Raw genomic sequence first — 6,926 nt, forward strand, 5'->3', positions numbered from 1 at the left:
GTCATGCATGTATAAAACAGCATATTGTTTGTCTTTTGAATAGCCATCAGGCAGCCAAATATCAACATTTCGTGCATCCACATATGCGGATTTGAATTTTTCAATGTGATCGATTTTACCGGAAGAAACAGTAATTTCTTGTGCGTTTATGCAAACTATTTGCAACAAGAAGAGGATTGCTAACTTTTTCATGATTAGTTGATTTATCTAATTCCTTTTATCGCTTCAATGAAAAATGTCCTTTGGCTACTCGTCCGCCTTCCAATTCCAACACATACCAATAATCGCTTGAAGGCATGGGTCTTCCATTGTACTCGCCATTCCAACCGCCATTCACAGGAGTTATTTGAATCAATAGTTTCCCGTAACGGTCAAAAATATTCACTTTCGAATTTTTATAGAAAGCAGGAGTGATGCCAACAATTGTCCAAGTGTCATTGTAACTATCGCCATTGGGTGTAAAAAACTTTGGTGCACCAAGCACAGAAATCACTTGCGAAGAGTTTCCACATTCGTTTAAATCTACTACATAAACAGTGTAGATTCCCGGTTTTACATCTGTGAAAATAGGTGATTCCTGAAAAGGTCCGTTTTCAGAAACAATGCTGTACACATAATTTCCGGCACCGGAAACGATGATATTTATGGAGTTGTTATCCACTAAATCCGAAATAATAATTTCTTCAATAGTTGCCGGTTCGGAGTAAATGACTTCAATCGTTCGTGTTTTTTCACAACCAAAAATAGTAGTCACGGTTACCTCATAGGTGCCTTCTTCTGAAACCGGTAAATTCACATTGGTTGCTCCGGGAATTAGGGACTGATTTTTATACCATTGATAAGTGAAACTTTGAGAAGAACCTTGTGCGATTCCAGCATTAATAACTATTGATTGCACTCCTTCACAAATGATTGCTTCTGCATCGGGTAGTAAACTTGGCAATGGACGAACGGTAAAATTCAGAACAGTTGAATCGGAACAATTAGTATTTAATGGATTCGTAACTACTGCTGTTACATTTAGTGATTGGGTAAAAAACGGATTGGGTAGCGGACTCGGTAATGCCGTGCCGTTTTGATTGAAATAAGTTACCGTCACGCCTGTTTGTCCATTTAACAATGCCGCTTCGATAGCTGATGTATCAAAATTATATTTTCCGTCTTCAGTTCCGTCGTCGTCGCAAGCAACAGGAATCGTTACAGTATTTGCAATGGGCAATGTATCGACTCTAAAAGTAATAGTAGTTTGATCAAAACACGGTCCATCAGTAGCCTGAGTAACGTTGTTGGTCATTCGTACTGTAATTGTTTGATTAGCTGTTTGAAATGGGTTGGGAAGCGGGCTTGGCAATGGGTTTCCATTGGCATCGATATACGAAAAAGTGACACTGTTTGGATTCTGACCGTTTAACAATTGAGATTCGATGGTAGCAGTTGAAAACGCAAAACTGCCATTTTGATTGACATCACAAGCAATTAAGTCGGGGATTGCATGAGCAATAGGTAATGCTTCAACGGTTAGTTCAATGAAAGGACCCAGTCCAAAACAGGCATTGTCTAAATTACTTTCCACACGAACCCATATTTGCTGAAAATTTGGAGAACCTATATTTCGATAGGTTGTAGGATTGGTTATTTCTAATGAGTTTCCATTTGCGTCTGTTTCTGCCAAAGCATTTGCTAAAGATCTATAGTATTTTATTGTAAATGGGGTAGTGGTCGGTAAAATAGCGATAATATCTTGGGTTACACTACTGAAATCGAATTGGGAAATGCCATCACGATTGTCATTTTGAGCATCTAAAAAGTCATCGCAAACTACGAATGTTCGCAAGAAATTAGCAGGAATTTGAGTCGCCGAAACAAAAACATTCAATTGACCCGTGCGAAAGCATCCTTGAGTATTGACCACTCGAAACCAAACAGTTGTATTTCCTGTGGTGTAGGCAGTTGGGTTTTGTAGTTGAACGCTGGCATCATTAGTTTCAGCACCAATTTGCGAGGTGAAATAAGTAAATGTTTCAGCAGCTGCATTAGCAGAAATAGAGGCTTCCTTCTGACGAAGATTTACTGCGGAAATTCCATCTGTATCATCATCACATTGCACTAAATTTATAGGAGTTACAATGGTAGGAAGCGGCAATACATTTAAAACTGCTGCCGATGAAATTAAACCACAGCTATTGCCATTTCGGTTTAAAATGACTCGGTAACGAAATCCGTTCATGGCATTTGTGATGCTCGAAATTTGTAAAGAGGGTGAGCTAACACCTGCATATGTTGTATTTGCTGCTAAATCGGCCCATGTTGTCCCATCGGTACTTACTTGCCACTGGTAAAAATCGACGGTCGAGTTGACCAATGTAAAAGCTACATTTTCTAATTCACAATTCGTTTGATTGAGCGGTTGCGTGGTTATTGCAATGGGAGCAGGAATCATATAATTGTTATTTGGAATAGTATACCCCACACCACTGGTAACCATACCAAAGTTGTTGACTGTAATTGGCGTATTCCCCAATTTTCCATCGTTATCAGCGTCTAAAAATCCGGCTTCAATGACATCAAAACATAAATCGCCGTCACTGTCTAATGAAATATAATTATTGATTCCGTCCGTATTTGTATCGGTTACAGTATAATTAATTATGCCACTATTTGCAAAAGTTTCCAAAGAATTGGATAATCCATTCAAACCAAAATCAGCAGGTAATCCATCGACTACTCCATCTAAATTTGCATCCAATGCAGCGGAGCCTGATTCTGTCAAATCATAAATTCCGTCATTGTCACTATCCAAATCCAAATAATCAGGAATGCCGTCGCTATCAGTATCAATTGGTGTTAACCCGGAACCATAAACATCACTGATACCATTATTATCAACATCTGTGCTATCATAAGCAAGAAAGTTTTGTCCTTGAGCTTCCATATTGTCCGGAATACCGTCGTTATCACTGTCCACATCTAATTGGTCGGGAATGCCATCACCATCGCGATCAAAAGGTATGCAAGTGGCTAATAACTGTAAAGTTGATTTAGAAGCAGCATCTTCCAGATTGATATGAGTAATGGAAAGAAAATTGGTGAGATACGAACGCAATGAAAATGTTCCGGTACCGGCTTGCAAAGGAACACCGCTGTTCAAACGAAATCTGATTTCAAAAGAGGAGAATTCTTCGATGTTGCTTTCAAAAATCCCATCGTAATTGGTATCAATCAATAGTTGACCATCGGGGTTTAAAATTGTAATGGTTTTATTTTGTGAAACGCTTATTCGGTATTCGGTATTTGAATCGAATAAATCTGCGTTGTTTGCCGTGTCTACATACTTTAATTCAATACTGATAGGCTGATTAAAATTCAAAGCATAAGTAGTTGAATTTCCTTTTTCAGGAGCTGTTTCGGTAACAAATCGGCCGTCATTGAAGCCGTTAAATGGAATTGCGGGAGCAACACCTGTTCCTGCCGTGCTTGTAGCAGCAGAGAATGAATTACTATAATTTCCAACAGCAATCGCTCCCGAAGCAGAATTACTTAAATTAATCGTTTGATTTCCCAATGATTCGGTGCAATTGGCTATTCCGTCGTTGTCATTATCAAGGTCAACGTCGTCTGGTGTTCCATCAACGTCTAAATCGGTTGCACATTGACTTACAGGAATTTTATCAGAAATAAGATTTGTTCCACAATCAGAAATAGTAGCACTTAAATAATAATAACCGGGTTCCGTAGGAGTATAGGTTGCATTAGTAGCTCCCACAATCGCCACATCATTAAAATACCATTGATAAGTGTCAAAAGGCGAAAGAGAATTAATTCCTAAATTAATATTTGGGATACAATTTTCAGAGGTTAAGTCTAATCGATCAAATGAAATTTCAGGACGAAACGTAAAGCCCGAATAATACCCACCATAGGTCGCTGCACCACTTGAACCATAATAGGATAGGTACAACTGCTTAGTAGAAAAAACGGAAACATTACCCGATAAACCATTGATGTTATACGTTACATAATCAGGTGTTCCGATAATTGTTGACGGACCTTGAACAGCGATACCTGCAGGTAAACTATTTAGTAGATAGTTCGTTCCATTGATAATAAACTCAAGATTTGCACCCGTTTCAGTAACCAGGTTTACACCACTGTTTTCGTTAAAAGATAAGTTTCCAATTTGGTCCAAAAACGGAATATTATCAATAATTCGGGGTGTTTGACAACTTAATGGCGGAACGAAATACATTTCTTGATTCGCTTGCGATTGTCCCCCCACACCTTGATAGGCAGAAACATTTTTAGAAGTTGTAACATACAAATTATTATTTGCACTATAGAACGAACCGTCTAAAGCCAAATACTGTCCTGCCTGCAAAGTGAAATTAGGTGTGCCTGAATTTCCGTTTAAAAAAACTTCGGTGTTGTTTTCATGAGCAACTAACAGGGGTCGCTCAATCACATTTTCTCCAAAACCTTTGATGAAAATGTATTCGTTTCCGGTTCGATCTACAGGTACTATCTGATCAAAACCTAAATCAATATTATTATCGTTAGTTCCATTGGTTCCGGCAAAAGAACCACAGTTTACAGCGATAGGTTTATCTGAAGTTACAAGTGATCCAATCAAACCGTCACGATTGGCATTTGTGGGACCGGTTACGGCCATAACAAACGACTGACCTCTGTTCAGAATAATATTCGCAGGTGTACTTCCTGCACCGGCATTATTAATTAAAACAACTCCCGGTTTAATATCACTAAAGGAAATCAAAGTATTATTTTCGGTAGCCAAAACGGAAACAAATGTGTAATGGTTTTGGGTAATTGCTGAAATACCGGTATTAATAAATGCTCCTATGCGAAATTGAGTTCCTAATCCGGCTAAACCTTTGGATACTAATCCACCGCCTTGAAAATTTTGTGTAGTTGCTGTAAGTCGAGCGGCAACATACACTTGATCTTCTGCTTCTACCACAAAACCTTTGTTGTTTTGAATAGTGTTTACCGAAAACTGGTTGACCATTAAACTGGAATTGTTTCCTGCACCAATATTGTAAACAAAAGGGGTGTTTCTTGATACAGTGCCGCTAATCACAGCATTTCCAATGGCATTTATCGTGAAATTAATTGGAGTGGGACTAGGAGACGAAATATATAAATATTGATTTTGAGCGGGTTGACTGTCCGTTCCGGATAGCGGCGGTATGTAATGCGTTTTGCTGAATTGAGCGAATAGACTCGAACCCATCAAAAGGAAAAGCAGCGCAATTTTTTTCATTTTGTTTTTGAAAGGATACCAAAGATAAGAAAATTTATCTTTTTAAAGCAAAGTGACTTTTAATTGTTTGTCCGTCGTTCATTTTTAAAACAAACCAATAATCATCAGCAGGTAACGGTGAACCATTAAAGGTTCCGTCCCAAGCAGCTGCGTTGCCACTGAGTGTTTTTAGCAATTGACCAAAACGGTTAAAAATTGAAATTGTATAGTATTGATCTAGATTTTCAATCCCCCAAAAATCATTAAAGCTATCGCCATTGGGCGTAAAAAATCGTGGATAATCCAACACCAAAACGGAAGTTGTAAATCCGCCACATTGATTTAAATCGATGGCCGAAACTACATATGCTCCCGGAGATACATTTGTAAAAACGGGACTTTCCTGAAAAGTAACAGAATCAATAGAAAACTGATACGTACCGTTTCCTGAGTAAATAATCGTTATGGAATTATTTACGCCATTAAAATCATTGACCACTACGTCTATAAGCGTGAGAGGTTCTGTGGTGCTAACTGTATATTGTTGAATTGCACTGCATCCGAATGCATTGGTTACAATCACAGAATAAACTCCCGGATTGCTGACTTGAACACTTTGAGTTGTTTCTCCGGTAGTCCAAACATAGGTGTAATTGCCCGTCGGTGCAATTAAAACGGTGGAACCTCCTTCGCAAAAAGTACTGGTTTGCGGGATAAAATTCTCCGAAAAACTATTCACAATTAAAGTGACAGGTACAATGTCATAACAATTGCTACCATTATATATTTTGGCATAAATTACTTGTTGATTGGGAATTGTTGTTGTAAAAAGATTTGGTAAAGGTGTGATTCCAGTGTAATCATTTTCTAAGGTTAGGTAATAATTCACAAGCAGTCCTGCGGGAAGTCCGTTCAGAATTTGCGGAGTTACCGTTGCTAAATTAAATTGTGCGAGGCCGTCGTTTGTGCCGTCGGTATCGCAAACCTGATAAGGTGCAGGCACGTTGGCCGTTGCATTGGAAATTTCTAAATTTACACTAACAATCGAATTACATCCAAATGTATTGGTTACCACTGCATAAATAGTTGTTGCCCCGCTGTTGTAACTATTGGGATTGGAAATGCTATTCGTAAAATTTTGAGCAGCTGCAAGTGTTTCAAAATAGTTTACCACCCATTGGTTATTGTTATTGGTGATAAGTGCATCCATCGTTCGAAGATTAAATACAGCAATAGAATTTGCATCAGGGTCACATTGAACAAGTGTGGCATTGGAAGCATTGGGTGGTTGTGCATACTCAATAGTCACTGCTCCGGTTGCCACACAAGCAGAGTTATTTAAAGTTACTTCCACTCGATAATCGCCTGCGTCTGAAACAATGTAAGATGCATTCGTAGCATTGGGAATTATAACTCCGTTTTTAAACCACTGATAGCTATTGTTTCCCGATTGAAAAGCATTTAAAGTATAGGTTTCTCCGTCACAAATTGGGTTGGAAGTGGCTATTAATCGATCAGGACCTAAATCTATTTCTACTTTAAAACTTCCGCCACCCAAGAATATAGCCGAATCGTATAATTGATTTCCTTGATCGGCTATGACTAGTTTAATATGATACAAAACGCCGGGTGTAACCGTTGCTTCAGCTTTTAATATCTTGGTTTGTCT

Annotated in this window: 2 protein-coding genes and 1 pseudogene; all 3 read right to left on the bottom strand. The window is 38.5% G+C overall.

Annotated features, from left to right (window positions below):
• Positions 1-192, bottom strand: a pseudogene (locus ACIQ2S_RS09645) (esterase); the annotation flags it as partial.
• A 25-nt stretch (positions 193-217) separates the two neighbouring features.
• Positions 218-5,278, bottom strand: a complete 5,061-nt coding sequence (locus ACIQ2S_RS09650) for a T9SS type B sorting domain-containing protein (protein WP_396175403.1) — start codon at positions 5,276-5,278, stop codon at positions 218-220.
• A 34-nt stretch (positions 5,279-5,312) separates the two neighbouring features.
• Positions 5,313-6,926, bottom strand: a 1,614-nt coding sequence (locus tag ACIQ2S_RS09655) for a T9SS type B sorting domain-containing protein (RefSeq protein ID WP_396175405.1), incomplete at its 5' end; no start/stop codon positions are given.

Source organism: Flavobacterium sp., from assembly GCF_044371705.1.
GTDB lineage: Bacteria > Bacteroidota > Bacteroidia > Flavobacteriales > Flavobacteriaceae > Flavobacterium.